General features: G+C 63.7%; 14 protein-coding genes. 5 read left to right on the top strand and 9 right to left on the bottom strand.

The window, feature by feature from the left end; translation table 11 throughout:
* Position 1 precedes the first annotated feature (1 nt).
* Both V6M89_RS01710 and V6M89_RS01705 read right to left on the bottom strand, forming a co-directional pair.
* Positions 2–3,895 (bottom strand): hypothetical protein, encoded by a 3,894-nt coding sequence (locus V6M89_RS01710; protein ID WP_332851529.1) that lies wholly within the window; start codon positions 3,893–3,895, stop codon positions 2–4.
* Positions 3,896–4,534 (bottom strand): hypothetical protein, encoded by a 639-nt coding sequence (locus V6M89_RS01705; RefSeq protein WP_332851528.1) that lies wholly within the window; start codon positions 4,532–4,534, stop codon positions 3,896–3,898. It lies immediately after the preceding gene.
* Positions 4,535–4,697: 163 nt separating this feature from the next.
* Between V6M89_RS01705 and V6M89_RS01700 the strand changes: the two genes are divergently transcribed.
* From V6M89_RS01700 to V6M89_RS01690, 3 genes are read left to right on the top strand one after another with little or no spacing between them, the layout of a single operon-like run.
* Positions 4,698–6,311, top strand: coding sequence for a transporter substrate-binding domain-containing protein (locus V6M89_RS01700; RefSeq protein WP_332851527.1), 1,614 nt, complete (start codon positions 4,698–4,700; stop codon positions 6,309–6,311).
* Positions 6,308–6,976: a polar amino acid ABC transporter permease gene (locus V6M89_RS01695; RefSeq protein ID WP_332851526.1), complete on the top strand. Its 669-nt coding sequence runs from the start codon at positions 6,308–6,310 to the stop codon at positions 6,974–6,976. Before V6M89_RS01700 ends, V6M89_RS01695 begins: the two co-directional genes overlap by 4 nt.
* Before the next feature lie 13 nt (positions 6,977–6,989).
* A complete protein-coding gene (locus V6M89_RS01690; protein WP_332851525.1) occupies positions 6,990–8,552 on the top strand; it encodes a hypothetical protein in 1,563 nt (520 codons plus the stop codon).
* A 27-nt stretch (positions 8,553–8,579) separates the two neighbouring features.
* Here V6M89_RS01690 and V6M89_RS01685 read toward each other — a convergent pair whose 3' ends face one another.
* From V6M89_RS01685 to dusA, 5 genes are all read right to left on the bottom strand, one after another.
* Positions 8,580–8,972 carry a hypothetical protein gene (locus V6M89_RS01685; RefSeq protein ID WP_332851524.1) on the bottom strand — a complete coding sequence of 131 codons (393 nt, stop codon included), beginning with the start codon at positions 8,970–8,972 and terminating at the stop codon, positions 8,580–8,582.
* A gap of 138 nt (positions 8,973–9,110) precedes the next feature.
* Positions 9,111–9,458, bottom strand: coding sequence for an energy transducer TonB (locus V6M89_RS01680; protein WP_116993399.1), 348 nt, complete (start codon positions 9,456–9,458; stop codon positions 9,111–9,113).
* Between the two features lie 66 nt (positions 9,459–9,524).
* Positions 9,525–9,863: an energy transducer TonB gene (locus V6M89_RS01675; RefSeq protein WP_116993398.1), complete on the bottom strand. Its 339-nt coding sequence runs from the start codon at positions 9,861–9,863 to the stop codon at positions 9,525–9,527.
* Positions 9,864–9,961: 98 nt separating this feature from the next.
* Positions 9,962–11,710 (bottom strand): methyl-accepting chemotaxis protein, encoded by a 1,749-nt coding sequence (locus V6M89_RS01670; protein WP_332851523.1) that lies wholly within the window; start codon positions 11,708–11,710, stop codon positions 9,962–9,964.
* A 347-nt stretch (positions 11,711–12,057) separates the two neighbouring features.
* On the bottom strand, positions 12,058–13,083 hold the full coding sequence (gene dusA / locus V6M89_RS01665; protein WP_332851522.1) for a tRNA dihydrouridine(20/20a) synthase DusA: 1,026 nt from the start codon (positions 13,081–13,083) through the stop codon (positions 12,058–12,060).
* 186 nt (positions 13,084–13,269) lie between these two features.
* Here dusA and V6M89_RS01660 point away from each other — a divergent pair, with 186 nt between their 5' ends.
* Positions 13,270–14,418, top strand: coding sequence for a Fic family protein (locus tag V6M89_RS01660; RefSeq protein WP_332851521.1), 1,149 nt, complete (start codon positions 13,270–13,272; stop codon positions 14,416–14,418).
* Between the two features lie 4 nt (positions 14,419–14,422).
* Here the strand turns inward: V6M89_RS01660 and V6M89_RS01655 are convergent, their stop codons facing one another.
* On the bottom strand, positions 14,423–14,995 hold the full coding sequence (locus V6M89_RS01655) for a helix-turn-helix domain-containing protein (RefSeq protein WP_332851520.1): 573 nt from the start codon (positions 14,993–14,995) through the stop codon (positions 14,423–14,425).
* 35 nt (positions 14,996–15,030) lie between these two features.
* On the opposite strand from V6M89_RS01655, the gene V6M89_RS01650 reads away from it, so the two are divergent.
* Positions 15,031–15,501 carry a GNAT family N-acetyltransferase gene (locus V6M89_RS01650; protein WP_332851519.1) on the top strand — a complete coding sequence of 157 codons (471 nt, stop codon included), beginning with the start codon at positions 15,031–15,033 and terminating at the stop codon, positions 15,499–15,501.
* Here the strand turns inward: V6M89_RS01650 and V6M89_RS01645 are convergent, their stop codons facing one another.
* Positions 15,502–17,739 carry a DUF3141 domain-containing protein gene (locus V6M89_RS01645; RefSeq protein ID WP_332851518.1) on the bottom strand — a complete coding sequence of 746 codons (2,238 nt, stop codon included), beginning with the start codon at positions 17,737–17,739 and terminating at the stop codon, positions 15,502–15,504.
* Positions 17,740–17,749 lie beyond the last annotated feature (10 nt).

Raw genomic sequence — 17,749 nt, 5'->3', positions numbered from 1 at the left:
GTCAGCTGGTGGGCGGCGTGTTGGGCGGTGGGGGGATTGCATCCTTGAAGTTTTGTAACGCCGCGTTCGGATCGTGGGCGGGCAGTTTGGCGGCGGCTTCCTTGGCGGCGTTGAGCTTGTCGGCCAGTGCTTTGGCTGAGCTCGCTTTGTCGGCGGCGGCTGCGGCGGCGCTGCCCGAGTCGGCGGCGGCTTTGGCTTGAGCGGCAGCCTCGGTGGCGGCTTTTGCTTTGGTGGCGGCCTCGGTGGCGGCGGCGGCTTTGTCGGCGGCGGCTTTGGCGATGGAGGCGGCATCGGTAGCGACTTTGCTTGCTGCCGCTTTCTCGCTCGCGGCGGCGAGTGGGTCGAGTTGTTTTGCCGCTTCTGCAGCTTGGGTCGTTGGGGCTGCCATGCTGTCGGCAGTCGCTGGCATCTTGCCAGTCGCGGCATCTGCCCCCGTGGGCATGGCAGCTCCGGCTTTCGGACGCGGCGCAGGTGCGGCGGGCGAAGGCGGTTTGGCAGGATCGATTGCTGGTGCGGATGGCGTCGCGTCTGCAGTTGGCTTTTCGGCTGCTGGCGCATCGGCTCCTGGCGCGGCGGCTTTGGGTGCATCCGCAGCAGGCGCGTCGGCTGTTGGCGCAGCGGCTTTGGGTGCGTCCGCTGCTGGCGTATCGCCTGTTGGCGTTTCGGACTTCGGCGCAGCTGCGGTAGAGGCTTCGGCGGACGGTGCGTCTGCGGCTGCGGGCTTGTCGCCAGTTGCTTGTTGGGCGTCAGCAGCGGTAGTGTCTGGCGCGCTGGCTGCATCTTTATCTGCGGGCGCTTTTGTTGCCGATGCGTCTGCGGCCTCACCGGCCGATCCGGTTGGCGCGGCAGCGGCGGATGTCGCATCGCCTGCGGCGGTGTCACCCTTCGCAGCATCGGCTGGCGCCGCGCCGGGAGCGACGGGCGCTGCCCCCTCAGCAGCGGCTGCAGCGTCGGTTGCCGCTGGCGCGGCAGCGTCGGTGACGGCGGCATCGTTTGTGCTGGTGGCGGTGGCATCGCTCGCGGCGGACGCGGCGGCGGTGTCGGTAGCGGCGTCGGTGGCGGCGGCTTTGGCATCGGCGTTCGCTGACGTGCCGCCGTGCTTGACCACTTCCGCATCGACTATCGACTCCGCCTTGATCGCCTCGGCGCGCGCCGCATTGACTTGCGCCTGCACCGCCTCCACTTGCGCCACCGTCTTGTTGATAGCGGCCTGCGCCTCATCCTTCATCGCCGTCGTTTGCGATGCCGCGTCGTCCGCCGCTGCGCCCACGTCCTTCTCGCTGGCGACCACCTGCGCCGCCAACGCCTGCTCCGACTCCTTGGCCGCGTTGGCCGCCTGCTCCGCCTTGTCCGCCTCCGCCTTCACATCTGCCAGCATGGCGTCGGTATCCGGCACATACGGATCGGTCGCCGTCTCCGATTCCTTCTGCGCATCGTCCAGCGATCCGGACATGTCCGCCAATGCCGCATCGGACTCCGCCGCCACGCCCTCGGCATCCTGCTTCATGCCGTCGAACGAAGCCTGCACCTGCTCCGACACCGGACTATCGACGATGGACTCGCCCGCACTCTGCGCCCCGGATGCCGTGTTGTCGGCCGCCGTCTGCACCTCGCTCGCGCCCTGCTGCGCCTCGTCCGCCGCCTGATGCACGCGGTCCAGCAAATCATTAGCCGACTGCTGCGCATCGCTCTTCCAGCTGTTCACCTTATCGGCCACATTGGCGGCGCTCTGCACCTGCGATTGCACCTGGCTGAACGTGCCCGCCACGTCGTCGTAGAACTGCGCATACGGCGCGATCTGGTCGCCTACCGCGCGGATGTTCAAGCCGGAAATAGCCTGCGACGCCTGGTCCACATACGACAGCGCCTGGTCCGCCGCCTGCCGCACCTGCTGGCGCGCCGTACCGCTCACCGTATCCACCTGACCGCGCGCGGAGGTCAGCGTATCGGTCAGCTTCTGCAATGGCTGCATGGCCTGCTGCTTCACCGAGGTCAATGCCGCACTGAGCTTGCCCAAGCCGTCCTGCGCCATCGCCGCCGCCTTGCCGACCTCCGCCTTGCCCTGTTGCAGGACGTTCTGCAACGGCGCGCCTGCGGCCTGGATCTGCGCCTCCAGCGGCTTGAAGGTACGGTCCAGCAGATCCGACAGCTCCTGTTGCAAACGTTTGACCAGCGGTTCGCATTGCAGCTTGGCCAGGCACTGCTCGGCGGCCGCGCGCGCCTTGTCCATGATTTGCTGGAGCGCCGCGCCGGCCTTGTCCAGCTGCTCCTGCAGCAGCGGCGGGATTTTCTCGGCGGCGTCCGACACTTGCTTCAGCGCCGCCTGCATCTGCTCCAGCAATTTCACCAGCGCGTCGATGGCCTCCTGCACTTTCGCGATGGCCTGGTCCAGCAAGGAATTCAGGGAATCGACCAGCGTGATGGCCTGTTCCATCAAGCCGGTGGCCTGGTCGCCGGCCGCCTTCACGGCCGTACGCGCGCCGGCGATCGCCGTCTTCACGCCGGGGATCATGGCCTTGACGCCGACGAACAGCGTGCGCGCCATCATCAACGGCGGCGCCTTCATCATGTAGCGGGTGCAGATTTCTATCGCGCCGGTGCACAGGGCGTCGGCCTGGTCGAGCTCGCTTGAGGCGGCGTCGAGCGTGCTGTTGGCCTCGGAAACGAATACGGGAATGTTGTCCTTCACCTCCGTCAGCATGGCGATGGCGTCCGCGATCATGGTGCGCACCGGGACGAAATTCTCCGGCAGCTGGCGCAGCACGGTCTTGGCGTTTTCCGCCTCGCCGTCCAGCTCGGTCATCAGTTGCAGCACCTTCTCCACCTCGGCGCGGACCGCGTCCAGCACTTCCTGCAAGGCTTGCTTGATGGCCTCCATCCGCCGCTCCAGCGCGTCCAGCGGCTCCATCGCCTTCTTCACCATGCCGTCCACCGTGGCGGCCGCTGCGGCCAGTTGGTCGATCACGGCGTCGACCTGCGCGCGCGCGGCGGCCAGCGGCTTGATCAGGATGTCGCCCAGGCGACTCAGCTGCGACGAGGCTTCATCAAACAGCGCATCGCAGTTGCGCGCCTCGTCGCCCAGCGCGCTGTTGAGCTGATCGACCAGATCGATCTGCGCCTGCAACGGCGCCAGCAGCGCATTGCCTTTCTCGTTGAGCAGGTCGGAAATGCCGCTGATAGTTTGCGTGGCCTGCGCGGTGGCATCCTGCATCGCCGTATCGAGATCGCCGACGTTGCCGTCCAGCGTAGCGCGCAGCGCCTTGACCTGCGCCAGGCTATCGTTTTGCAACTGTTCGGCGCGCGCCAGCACCGCCTGCATCGCGGCATTGCCGGCGCCCGCCCCGCCCTGCATCGTGCCCAACTGCTGCAACTGCTTGGACAGCGGCAGCAGATCGCGCCCGTATTGCTCGACCATGACGCCGGTGCGCTTGGCCAGCTCGGCCAGCGCCTGCCCTCGCCCCGGCAGGCTGTTGAAGAAGGTCATTTGCGCGCCGAAGTCCGGCACCAGCCCGGACAGCTCCGGCAGCAGCGTGCTCATCGCTTCGACCGCGCCGTTGGCCGAATCGATCACCTTCTGCACGCCGGCCGTCTGCGCCAGCAGGCGCTGCGGAATGGCGGCGGCGTCGTTGGCCAGCTTGCGCAGGTCGCTGGCGGCCTGCTCCAGCACGCCGGTGCAGCAGTCAATGATGGGCTGCGGATTGAGCAGGTCCGGGATGGCCTTCATCTGCTCCGCCACCTTTTGCATGTCCTGGTTCAGCGAGGTGGCGGTGGCCGTGACTTCGGTGGCGAAGATCTTGCCCTGGTCGACGATGGTGTCGGCCGCCTTCTGCACCGCCTTGGCGATGTTGACCGGACACTGCGGCAGCACTTCGATGGAGTGGTCGATGACTTTCATCTACAGCGCGCCCAGGGTGGAGGTGGTGCGCGAGGTGGCGTCGCTGAGCGCCGTCTTGATCGCCGCCACCTTGCTCGGCGCCGGTTCCAGCGACAACGAGGCCGAGCCCACCGTCGAGATGGTCGCGTTGACCTCGGCCAGCGCCTGGTTCAGCTCCGGCAGCACTTCCGCGCCTTCGATGCGGATGTCCTCCAGCGCCGGCAGCAGGTCGGGCACCACCGGAATGGCCGGCGCCGCGCTCAGCGCCGGCAGGGCCGACAGCGCAGCGGCCGACGCGGCCGCCGTGGACGGCGCCACCAGCCGCCCAGGCTGGGCCTGCCGGCTCAGCTCTTCCAGCACGATGACGGCGCCGCTCATCAGCCGGCCGGCCAGCGCGTTCAGCCAGCCGTCCGCGCCCCCGTGGCCGGACGCCAGCGAGGGGCCGGAGCGTTGCAGTATCCATTTGAGTTCGGCGCGCGCGGCCGGTTCGCCCAGCCAGAAGCGCAGGTAGGTGCTGGCGTCGTCGGACGACGAGAAACGCCGCCGCGCACCCGGAATCGGCACGCCGCTGTGCAGCAATGACTGTCCGGCCTGGCCGCCAGATTCGTAGAACGTGACGCGACTGGAGTGGCGCCATAAGCTGGCCAGGGGATGCAGCATGGATGTCTCGGAAGGACAAGTGTCGATTGACAATATCATGAGCAGCTTGATAACGCAATCGGCCGCCAAGCCCCGCCACACCACAGTCGGTAGCGCCGTCGTTGCGCGATGAGCCTGCCTTGGGGTAGCATGAACCCCGGTCCGCGGCCCAGAGAAAACGACAATGTGGAATAGCGCTTTTTTAAAAGTACTGGGTCTCATCGGTCTGCTGCTCGTGGCGCTGGGCGCGCAGGCGGCCGACAGCAGCCCGGCGCTGGACAGCATCCGCAAGAACGGCGTGATCCGGGTCGGCGTCAAGACCGACTTCAGCCCCTTCAATTCACTCAACGCCCAGGGCGAGGTGGTCGGCTTCGAGAGCGACATCGCCGCGCTGATCGCCCAGCGCCTGGGCGTGACCCTGAAAAAAGTCAGCATCACCACCGAGAACCGCTTTCAGAAGCTGGAGCTGGGCGATGTCGACATCCTGATCTCCACCGTCGGCGACACGCCGGCGCGACGCAAGATCGCCACCGCCATCGAGCCGGGCTACAACGAGACCAGCGTCAACGTGCTGTTCAAACCGGGCGACGCGGTCGACGCCTGGCCCAAGATACGCCATGAAACCATCTGCGCGGTGCAAGGCAGCTATTTCAACAAGCCGATGAGCGAGCGCTATCTGCTGGAGCTGCAAAACTACAAGACCGTGCGCGACGCCCAACTGGCGCTGCGCGACGGCCAATGTTCGGGCTTCCTGTACGCGACGGCGGCGCTGGCCAACACCAGCAAGCTGCCCCAGTGGCAGGGCTACACCATGCCGCTGCCGAACGCGCTGATCACGCCGATGGCGATCTTCATCTCGCGCAATGAAAGCGGCAGCGAACTGGATCTGGCGCTGGGCAATATCGTGGCCGAGCTGCACCGCACCGGCTGGCTGCTGGAGGCCAACAATCGGTGGGGCATCGCCTCCACCTCGTGGCTGACGGCGCAGAAGGCGCTCTGGTCGGAGCGCGACGCGGCCGGGCTCTACAAGTGCGTGCGCAACAGCAGCGGCCACTGGATCGCCGCCTGCCGCAGCGCCGAGAATGTGTCCAGCACCGATGCGGCCGGCGTGCAGGCGGTGGGGCTGTGGATCAAGGAGCAGCTGGGCGTGGACCTGAACTTCGTCTACGACCCTTACGACCGCACCCAGTTCCTGCAAGGCATAGGCTATACCATGCTGTTGATTACCGCCGGCGTCGGCGTCAGCCTGGCATTGGGCGTGGCGGCCGCGGTCACGGTCGACGGCCGCGGCGGCTGGGGCACGCAGGCCATCCACGCCATCATGGCCTACGGCCGGCTGACGCCGCCGCTGCTGATGATGTACCTGATCTTCTTCGGCCTCGGCGGCTGGACCATGCACCAGTTCGGCGTCAAGCTGCCGGCGTTCGCGGTGGCGGCGTTCTGTTCCGGCTACTACACGGCGGGCATGGTGATGCGCGCCTTCCTCGAGGCCGCCGCCCATGTGCGCACCACCGAGGCCGGCTACCGGCTGCGGCTGAACCACCTGGCGCCCACCGCGCAGTACGCCAGCTGGCCGGTCAAGCAGGCGCTGATCAACCTGACCAAGCAGACCATGATCGCCTCGGCCATCGCCATCCCGGAACTGCTGAGCGCGAGCAGCCTGCTGATCGCGGAAAAGGGCAATATCTTCGTGACCATGACGGTGCTGCTGATCACCTTCTACCTGATCACCAGCCTGTGGACGCGCATCTTCAACTACGTGGAAAAAACCTGGCTGCCAACGGCGGAGCGACCATGAACAACGAGACCCTGGCCTTCCTGCTGACGTGGACGCCCTTCCTGCTGCAGGGCTTCCTGTGGAATATCCTGATCGCGGTGTGCGCCGTGGCGCTGGGCTCGCTGATGGGCGCGGGCCTGGCCTGGCTGCGCGTGACCCGGCATGGCCGCACCGCCGTCGTCGCCGAACAGGTGTCGACCTTCTTCCGCGGCGTGCCGACCTTGGCGCTGATCTTTTACGCGGTGTTCGTGCTGCCGGCCGAGTTCACGCTGCCGGGCAGCAGCGTCACGCTGCATATACCGCAGTGGGTCAAGGCGGTGATCGGCCTGTCGGCGGCGCCGCTGTCGTTCACCTCCGAGAGCCTGGTGGTGGCGCACCGCGCCTGGAAGCGCGGCGACATCGGCGCGGCGCTGCTGTTCATCCCCACCTGGATCAATGTGTTCCTGATTTCCTTCATCGCCTCCAGCGCCTCGTCGCTGGTCGGCGTGAGCGAACTGGTCAGCCGCTGCAACACGGTGATCGCCGCCACCGGCACCAGCGTCATGGTGCCGGTGTACATTTACTGCAGCTTTTATTTTGTCATCACCGCGCTGGTGTTCACGGCGCTGATCGGCCGCTTCAAGACGTCGGCCTTCATGGCCGGCATCCATCGCAAACTAACGCAGTCCCACGCACAGATATCTTGAGGAGCGTTCCGTCATGCCACTCACTTTCAACGAAGAGATCGCACTGCAAGCAGCCTTCATGCACATCAAGCGTGAGCGCAAGGAATCGCTGAAGGCCATGTTCAACGGCACCCAGCTGCGCGCCAAGAGCCGGGTGGAAGACGCCAAGACGCTGGCCAAGGATGCCAAGGATTGCAAGAAGAAACTGGGCGCGATACCCGGCGTGGCGGTGCCGCATTTCAGCGTTCCGCAGTTGAACATCGACCTGTTCAAGGGACTGGACCTGCGCGGGCTGGTCGACTTCCGCATACCCGCCATCGGCCTGCCGAACTTCGATATCAACCTGATCCCCAACATCCGGCTGGGCGCTATTCCCGGCTTCAATTTGCCGACGGTGCGCCTGAACCTGAAGGGCCTGATCAAGTTCAAGGACCTGCTGCCGGATATCTCGCTGCGCGCGCTGGTGTTCAAGATCGGGCTGACCTTCCCCGAGCTGAACATGCCCTCGCTGCTGTTCGACCTGAGCAAAATACTGAACATCGATTTCGACGTGGCCTTCCCGCGCATCCGCGACCTGTTCCCGGATTTTTTCAACATCGACCTGAACGTCAGCCTGCCGCACCTGGCCATCCCCGACATCAGCCTGCCCAACGTCAACCTGCCGACGCTGGACCTGCCGAACATCAACCTGGGCGAGATCGACTTCAGCAAGATCCACATCCCCGGCTTCGACTTCCCCACCATGCTCAAGGTGCCGGGCTTCGACAAGGTGCTGCGGCTGCTGTTCGAGCTGTTCGATTCGCTCGACATCAACGTCATCCTGGCCGAGCTGGGCGTGGAGTTCATGGCCGACTTCATCAGCTCCGCCCTACCGCTGGTGCAGCAGGTCAAGGCCGGCGCCAAGGCGGCCAACAACTGGGGCACGGCGGCGATGGACTGGCACAAGGCGCGCAAGACCACGGTGCAGCGCGGCTTCCTGCTGCCGGGCGACGCCCGCGACGCCTGCGACGCCGTGGCCGATCTGCTGCGCACCAGCCGCAACGAGCACGCGGCGCTGGCGGCGATCCAGACCACGCAGCTGGCGGTGTCCACGGCCGGCCTGTTCGCCGACCTGGGCGGCGTGACCGGGCCGGCCGTGGCGGCCGCCAGCGCGATCGCCACCACCTGCCAGAAGATCATGATCATGGGGGCGCGCTACAAGGAGATGAAGAAGGTCAACCTAATCCTGAGCAACTCGGCGATGGATGCGCTGAGCTCGAACATCTTCCTGGTGTCGCCGCTGCTGGGCTGCTACTACCTGGCCAACAACAGCACCAGCAGCGTGCTCAACATCCTGTGCAACAACATCATCGAGGATGGCTGGATGGCGCAATGGGAACAGAACAAGCGCCAGCACCTGGATCCGCTGCTGACGGAGTGCGCGCGCTTCATTTCCGAATCGCGCTATGTGCTCGATCCGGTGCGGCAAAACAAGGGGATGTTCGTGGAGAAAAGCGGCATGGACAAGCTGAAGGAAGGCCTGACCCTGTACCTCAAGAAAAAAGCCGGCATGGCGCCGGCTCACGCCCGGGTCGCAACCCACAAGTATGTGGGCTAACTGCGTGGGTTAAGCCCCGGCGATCGATCAGCGGTGGCGGTAGCCGCCGCGTCCGCCCCAGCCGCGATGGCCGCCGCAGCACCAGTGGCCGAACGAGAAGTCCAGGCCGATGCTGACCGGCGGGTAGTAATAGGCAGGCGCAGGCGCGTAGTACACCGGCGCCGGCTGGATGTAGGTGGTGGTGTAGGCCGGCTCGCTGGCGTAGACCACGCGCGAGCTGGGCGCCGGAGCGTCCTCGTACCAGGTGCCCGAGGACGAGCCGCCGGCGTAGGCGCGGTCCGTCGGCGCAACTGCAACGGTGTGCCACTGGTACGGGTCCTGGACCCGGGTGGTGGTGGCGTAATAGCCGGGCTGCTGAACGGCGCAGCCGCCCAGGCTCAGGGCCGCCACTGCGGCGGCAACGGCGATGATGGTTTTCATGGCACTCCTCCTAGTCTCAGAGTCTACTATATAAGCAAGTGCGCCGCCGTCGGAGCCCGATTACAGCTTGTTACATCGGTTGTAACAGGCGAAAAAAAAGGAAGCGCGTGCGCTTCCTTTTTTGATACTCCGGGGGAATTAGTCCAGCTTCCAGGCGTAGTCGACCTTGGTCCAGGTTTCGGCGGGAGCGCCGTCCTTGGTGCCCGGCTTGAACTTGCAAGCGCTCAGGGACTTGATCGCCGCCTTGTCCAGGTTCTTGAAACCACTGCTCTTGTCGATCTTGGAATCGGCCACGCTACCGTCGGCCTTGATCAGGAAAGACATCGACACCGTACCCTGCTCTTCGTTCATCAACGACGCTTTCGGGTATTCGGCCTTGCAGGTTTTGGCATCAAAACTGGCCGGGACTTCGGCAGCAAACGCTACCGGTGCGCTCGAAACGAGCACTGCTGCGATCACACTTAACCAACGCTTATTTGTAGACATGATTTCCCCAAGTGTAGATATCCGGCACTCAGGCCGCGCGGAACCGCGCAGCCCGATTGACACTGATTACAGCTTCCAGCTGTAGTCGACTTTGGTCCAGGTCTGGGCCACTGCGCCGTCCTTGGTGCCCGGCTTGAACTTGCAAGCGCTCAGGGCTTTGACCGTAGCCTTGTCCAGGTTCTTGTATCCGCTCGACTTCTCAACCTTGGACTCGACGACGTTGCCGTCGGCGGCCACCAGGAAGGACATGGTGACATCGCCCTGCTCTTCGTTCAGCAGCGATGCTTTAGGGTATTCAGCCTTGCAGCTCTTGGCATCCAGCGATGCTGGCACTTCGCCGGCGAAAGCGGTCGAAGCGGCGGACAGGATGACGGCGGCGAATACACTGGTAGAAAACTTATTCATTTTACAATTTCCAAACTTATTATTAAAAACTGGTTGATCGAATCCCACAGCGGACCTACATGCCGCGCAAAAGCGCGACGGCAGACTGCGGCAAAGTTTTAAAACTCTTCCCACTCATCGCTGCCGGCTGCGCTAGCTGCCGAGGCGACTTTCTTCGGTTTGGCTGCTGCGGCAGACGCCGGCGCGGACGCCAGTTTCTTGACAGGAGCACGGGCAACGATCGGCTTGATCACTGCCTTGGCGGCGGCAGGCTGGTACACCGGAGCCGACACGCGCTCCTCGCCTTCCACCAGTTTGAAGATGCTGACCACGCGCGACAGTTCGGCGGCCTGGTCTTGCAAGCTTTGTGCGGCGGCGGCGGCTTCTTCCACCAGCGCGGCATTTTGTTGGGTCATGCTGTCCATCTCGATGATGGAGTGGTTCACCTGCTCGATGCCGGCGCTCTGTTCCTGGCTGGCGTTGGCGATCTCGCTCATGATGTCGGTCACGCGGCGCACCGAGGCCACCACTTCGTCCATCGTCACGCCGGCCTGGCCGACCAGCTTGGTGCCGGCGCCGACTTTTTCCACCGAGTCGTCGATCAGCATCTTGATTTCCTTGGCGGCGCCAGCGGAACGCTGGGCCAGGTTGCGCACTTCCGACGCCACCACCGCGAAGCCGCGGCCTTGTTCGCCGGCACGGGCTGCTTCCACTGCCGCGTTCAGCGCCAGGATGTTGGTCTGGAAGGCGATGCCATCGATCACGCCGATGATGTCCACGATCTTCTTGGCCGAAGCATCGATCGAGCTCATGGTGTGAACCACTTCCGACACCACTTTGCCGCCCTTGATCGCCACGTCCGATGCCGCCGACGCCAGTTGATTGGCTTCACGGGCATTGTCCGCATTCTGTTTCACGGTCGAGGTCAGCTCTTCCATCGCCGAGGCGGTTTTTTCCAGCGAGCTGGCCTGCATTTCGGTACGCGACGACAGGTCGATATTGCCGGCGGCGATTTCACGCGAAGCGGTGCCGATGGTTTCGGTGCCGGAGCGGACCTGGCCCACGATGTCGACCAGGCTGTTGCGCATTTCCTTCATCTCGGACAGCAGGCTGTCCTTGTCGTTGCCGTCGGTGTCGATCGAGATCGACAGGTCGCCGTTGGCGATGCTGCCGGCGATCGAGGCGGTGTAGTCAGGTTCGCCGCCCAGCTGTTTCAGCAGGCCGCGGGTGATGATGTAGGCGGCGGCGACCGAGATGGCGACAGCCAGCACGCCCAGGATGATCATGAAGCTGCGGGCCGACGAGAAGCCGGCGGCGGCGTCTACCTGCACTTGCGCATTCAGTTTTTCTTCCAGCGCGCCCAGTTGATCCAGCGCGGCCATCCATTTTTTCTGGGCCGGGCGAATTTCCTTGATCAGGACCTTGGTCGCGTCTTCAGCCTTGTTGGACAGCCACATTTCGGACGCCTTGGCGATGGCCGGCATGGCGATCGCTTCCTGCTCCTTGACCGTTGCCAGCAGCGCTTTTTCTTCAGCGCTGGCCTCGGTGGCGAACTGCGCGCTCAGTTTATTCTGTGCATCGGCATACTTGGCAGCCAGTTCCTTGATGCGGTTCATGTCCGCTTCCATGTCGCCGGCATCGGACAGCATGGTCAGGATGCGCAGCGAGGTCACGCGATCGCCCACGTTCGAACGCATGTCGACCACCAGGCGCGACACCACGTTGTTCACCGAAATCACGTGATCCAGTCGATCCTGAATCTGTGCCATGCGGAAGATACCCACGGTGGTCACCGCCACCAGGAATAACAGAACCAGCGCGAATCCAAGACCCAGGCGCGTTCCGACTTTCATTTTTGCTAAATTCATTTCGTCTTCTTCGTAAATGACACAGTTGATAAGAGTGCCCTGGAAAGTCTCGTCTCGTGCACGACACCATCCACCCGGCCCTTGCTGCTAGGTAATATCTATGACAGTAGCAAACAATGACTGCGAATGCAAAAACTTGCGGCTCCACCAGCTGCATGCATGTAGTTTTACCGCACTATACAAACGTGAAATAAAGGTGGATATGTGTGTATATTCAGGAATTATAGATGCAAATTTTGCCTCAAAGCAAGCAAAACCCGCCTAAAAAATACGCAAACGAACTTTCTGCGTGGAAATACCAACAGTCCAATATATTGTTTGCCAGAAACGTCAGTTTGTGCTGTGAACTACGCAGCAATACGTAGGCGGGCGGCAGCTTCGCGCAGCAAATCGGCGTCGCCGAGGGCGAGTTTTTTGGAGTCAGACAGAACCTGACGGAATGCACGGGCGCCGGGCAGTCCGGTCATCAGGCCCAGCATGTGGCGGGTGATGGTGTTGAGCTTCAAGCCGCGGGCGCCGTGCTGGGCCAGTTGGGCTTGAATGTAGGGGATCATCGCTTCGAGCACTTCTTCGCGGCTCTTGGGGGCGCGCGCGTCGCCGTAGTAGCGCTGGTCGAAACCGGCCATCACGAAGGGGTTGTGATAGGCCTCGCGGCCCAGCATGACGCCGTCCAAATGCTTCAAATGCTCGTCGATCTCGGCTTCGGTCTTGATGCCGCCGTTGATAATGATTTCGAAGTCAGGAAAATCGCGCTTGAGCTGGTAGGCGAATTCGTATTTCAGCGGCGGCACTTCGCGGTTCTCTTTGGGCGACAGGCCCTTCAGGATGGCGTTGCGCGCATGCACGATGAAGGTCTTGCAGCCGGCCTCGGCCACGGTGCCGACGAAGTCGCGCACGAAGTCGTAGCTTTCGGTCTGGTCGATGCCGACGCGGTGCTTGACGGTGACGTCGATGCTGACGGCGTCGCGCATGGCTTTGACGCAGTCGGCCACCAGTTGCGGCTCGGCCATCAGGCAGGCGCCGAACGCGCCTTTCTGCACGCGCTCGGACGGGCAACCGCAGTTGAGGTTGATTTCGTCGTAGCCCCACTTCTCGCCCAGCTTGGCGCTGGTGGCGAGGTCGGCCGGATCGCTGCCGCCCAGTTGCAGCGCCACCGGGTGCTCTTCATCGTTGAAGCGCAGGTGGCGTTCGACGTCGCCGTAGACCAGCGCGCCGGTGGTGACCATCTCCGTGTACAGCCAGGTGTGCTGGCTGATATGGCGGTGGAACACGCGGCAGTGGCGGTCGGTCCAGTCCATCATCGGCGCGACGGACAGGCGGCGGCTCGCTTTCACGGGCGCGGTGTCGGTGGTCGGCAGGGTGATGATGGTCATGGCGGCAACTATGGGAATCGCTTGGGGGTCGCCATTATACAGCGGAGTGTGTGGCCGTGCTCACTGCCGGACAACACCAGTACAGAAAATGATGTAGCATATTTGAGTTAGCTTCCACACTTGATTTCCTCAAGCACTTGAAAAATATAGGATTTTTTCCATAATTTCGAGATAACAGAATCAGCCATGCCAGAATTTCGTCATTTCGACCTCACTCTGCTCAACCCGTCTTTCGACTCACAGCTGGTCGACGTACTCACCGAGTTGGAGTATTTAAGGCGGCTCCAGATTGGCGGCAGCACGCCTGCCCCGACTTTTTTCCAGCTCAAACATATTTTCCATATGCTTGAAAGCCTGGGATCCGCGCGCATCGAAGGCAACCATACAACGCTGGCTGACTATGTGGAAAATTTCGTCGACGGAACAGGAAAAGAATCCGATCAGATACGCGAGATCTCCAACATCGAAAGCGCAATGAAGTATGTTGAAGAAACGATGCAGCCCAAGGCGACTCTGACCGAACAATTTATTCGTGAGTTACATGACCTCGCTGTCCACGGCCTGGAGCGCGAGGGAGATCGCACACCCGGCGCATATCGATCCGGCCCGGTCAGAATCGCCAAATCAGACCATGTCCCACCCGACGCGCTCAGCGTCCCGATGTATATGCGGGAACTGACGGAGTTCATCAACCGCGACGCCCCACCGAAATACGACCTGATCAAAGTGGCGTCGGCTCATCATCGCTTTGGCTGGATCCACCCGTTCAGCAATGGAAATGGCCGCGTGGTCCGGCTCGTGACGTACGCCCTGCTCATCAAATATGGATACAACGTACAGGGCGGTGGCCGGGTTCTCAATCCCACCGCAGTATTTTGTAACGACAGGGAGCGGTATTACGAAATGCTGGCGTGTGCCGACAAGGGTGCGCCGGCGGACCGGGAACGCTGGTGTACTTACGTGTTGTCCGGAATACTGGACGAACTCAAAAAAATCGACAGGCTCACGGACTACGCTTATCTCAAGGAAAAAATTCTTGGCCCTGCACTTGCGTTCTCCTTACAAAGAACGCTCATCACCAAAGATGAGCACGCAATACTTAGTGAAGTCATGAAGCAAGGCATCGCCAAATCTGCCGACCTCCATGAGGCAACGCCCACACTCAGCGACGCGCAACGCACCTATCAGATTAAAAAACTGGTTGAACGAAAGATGCTACAGCCCATACGGGAAGGCGCCCGACAATATGCACTTTGCTTTACCAATAACTACTTGCTGAGAGGCGTCATCAAGGCGCTGTCGGCAGAGGGATTTGTTCCGAGCTCGCTGCACTAAGCAGTCACGCAAACGGCAACGTCACCAGGCCGACCAGGTAGCGCGCCGGCGTCTGGCCGGGATTGGCGTAGCTGATGTGCTGGTCTTCGCGGATGGCCAGGCAGTCGCCCGCCTCCAGCCGCCAGTGCCGGTCGCCGGCGCTGATGTCCATCACGCCGTCCAGCAGCCAGACTTGCTGGTGGACGTCGGCGTCGCGCACCACCTGCTCATAGGTCACGCGCTGGCCCGGCGGGAACACCACTTCCACCAGCTGCATCGGCGAGCGCGCGGCCGGCGACAGTTGCCGCCGCACGTAGCCGGAGGCCGGGTCGGTCCACACCGGCTGGTCGACGGCCCGTTGCAGCGGCGACGGCGCGGCCGGCTCGCCCTCCCCCGCTTCGAACAAGGCCGCCAGCGTGACGCCGAGCGCGCCGGCCAGCTTGTCCAGCACGGTAGCGGTGGCGCTGCTCTCGCCGCGCTCGATCAATGAAATGTTGGAGCGGCTCACGCCGCTGCGCTCGGCCAGCGCGGTCAGCGACAGCCCGCGGCTGTCGCGCAAGGCCAGCAAGCGGCTGGCAATTAGTTTGTTGATGTCCATGAAATCCATTATACTGGATTTTTCCATCCATTAAAATGACCGCCGCCATTATGCAGATCGCCTTTGAATCGCCCGACCAGCCCGAAGTCATCGCCCTGATTGCCGACCTCGACGCCTATCAACTGAGCTTGTACCCGCCGGAAAGCGTGTATGCGCTGGATTTGCCGTCGCTGATGCAGCCGCATGTCCGGTTTGCGGTGGCGCGCGATGCGCAGGGGACCATCGTCGGCTGCGGCGCCATCGTGCTGACGCCGGAGTACGGCGAGATCAAGCGCATGTATGTGCAGCCGTCCGCACGCGGCCAGGGGCTGGCGCGCGGCGTGCTGGCCTTGCTGGAACAGGCGGCGCTGGACCAGGGCTGCCCGCAGTTGGTGCTGGAATCCGGCCCGTCTCAGCCGGAGGCGCTGGGCCTGTACGAGCGCCACGGCTTCCGGCGCTGCGGCCCCTACGGCGATTACCCGGACGATCCGCTGAGCGTCTTCATGCAGAAGCCGCTCAGCCGCTGATCACGCCTTGCTCTTCTTGCCGACCACCGCCAGCTTCGGCGCGCGCGTCTCGAACATCGCCGCGATGCGCTCCAGCCGCACCGCGCCATCGCCGGTCAGGGTGCCGGTGGCGCCGGCCACCTGACGCACGATGGCCAGCGCCGTCGCGCGCGCTTTCGGTTCGTCCGGCAGCAGCAGCGGCAGGTCGCGCACCGCCGCCTCCTCGTCCACTTGCAGCATCAGGTATTGCTCGCGCAGGATGGCTTTGAAGTGCGTGACGCTGAGCTCCTTGTCGTCCGAGGTGCGCAGGCGCAGCTGGCGGATGGTGGCGAAGGCGCGCTCGTCGGCGGCGCTCATTTCCGGGCTGCGGTAGATATACAGCAGGCCGCGGATGATGGCCTCGGTGACGCCGCCTTCCGCCGTCTTCAGCGCCGCCGCCGCGCGGTGCGCGTTCAGCATGGCCTCGCGCGCGATGTCGCGGCCGATGCGGCGCGGACGGCCGCCGTCGGTGCGCAAGCCCACCAGCGCCTGCAGCAAGGGCGAGCCATACATGTCGAGGAAGATTTTTTCGGTGGCCTGGTCGCGCAGGTCGCGGTAGCGGTCCAGCGCGTCGACGATCTGCTGCGACATCGCTTCCTGCATCTGCATGAAGACGTTGTCCGCCGCCACCGGACGCCGTTCGGCGCGCACCTTGGCGGCCATCTCCGGTATGCCGTCGAGCAGAGGATTCTTGCTGGAGAACATGCGGTAGCGCATGCGCAGCGGATGCGTCTCGCGCTGCTGTTCGGCGCTCGATTCGGTGACCATGGCCTTGACCAGCGGACTGGCGAAAGTACGGTACAGCCCGGTGTTAATTTCCGACAGGCGGGCCACGGTGGCGAAACGGCGTTCGTCCTCGATGTCGTTGCCGCCCAGCGCGCGCAGCACGTCCAGGCCGCGCCGCTCGAAGCGCATCACGTAGTCGCCGGCCGACATGTCGCCGGAGGCGATTTCCGCCTGCAGCATTTCCTCGTCCTTGTCGAGGAACACCGCCTCGTACAGGCCCGGCGGCATGACGTCGATCATGTCCATCGCCGCCGTGAATTCCTCGTGCTCCTTGTTGGCCACCGAGGCCGAGACGAAGATGCCCAGGTGGCCTATGCTCTGGTGCATCGAGTAGATGATGGTCTGGCCTCCGGCCACCAGCGCGGCATCGTTCTCGTACAGGTCCAGCACCCAGCCCAGCGCCTGTTGCGGCGGCGTGATGTCGTCGCCCCACGAGCAGAACACCACGATCGGCGATTTAATATTGCGCAGGTCGATGCGGTGGCCGTTGCTGTCCATCAGCGCGGCGTCGCTCAGGCGGTTGCCGACGAATAGCGAGTCGGCGATGTACTGCATTTCGCCGGCGTTCAGCAGCACCGGGTTGCCCCACCACTTTTCAAATTCCAGGAAGCGCTCGGCCTCGGTGTCGATCTTCGAATAGACGTTGTAGTTCTTGCTCCACAGCGTGTTCGACGGATTCATTTTCTCGAAGTTGGCGACCAGTTGCGCGCCATCGAAAATGCCGTTGCCGAGGTCGCCTGCAAGCGCCGTCATCCAGGTGCCGCCGAGCACGCCGCCCAGGTAGCGCAAGGGGTTCTTGCCGCGCACGCCGGCCCAGTACGACAGCGGCGCGCCGGCCAGCACCAGCGGGCCGACCAGGTCGGGATTGAGGGCGCTGGTCATCATGATCTGCCAGCCGGCCTGGCAATTGCCGATCAGCGCGGGCTTGCCGTCGGCCAGCGGGTGCAGCTCGGCCACCTTGGCGATGAACAGCGCCTCGGCGCGGCACACGTCCTCGATGGTCTGGCCCGCCACCGGCTGCGGCAGGAAGCCGACGAAGTAGCAGGGATGGCCGGCCTTGAGCACCACGCCGATCTCGCTGTCCTGCTTCATGCCGCCGATGCCGGGTCCGTGGCCGGCGCGCGGATCGAACACGATGAAGGGCCGCTTGTGCGGGTCGGGGGCGACGCCGTCCGGCGGCGTGATATACAGCAGGCCGTAGTTGACCGGGCGCTCCAGGTGGCGGCCGTCAAGAATGGTGTCGAAGTCAAAGCTCAGCACATGGGGCGCGATCTGCTCGTGGCGATGGTTGCGCTCGTCGCCGCGCTGGCGCAGCACATCCATGAACAGCACGCTGCGCTGGCAGGCGTCGACCCAGTAATCGGTCGCCTGCTGGGCCAGCGCAAAGGGATTGCCGGGCCATTGCGGCCACGGGTTGGTCTTGTCGTCGCTCACGGGACTTCCT

Origin of the sequence: Duganella sp. S19_KUP01_CR8 (assembly GCF_036688705.1) — a bacterium.
Taxonomy (GTDB): domain Bacteria; phylum Pseudomonadota; class Gammaproteobacteria; order Burkholderiales; family Burkholderiaceae_D; genus Rugamonas.
Note: the sequence above shows the minus strand (reverse complement) of the source record. Positions and strands in the feature narration are given on the sequence as shown.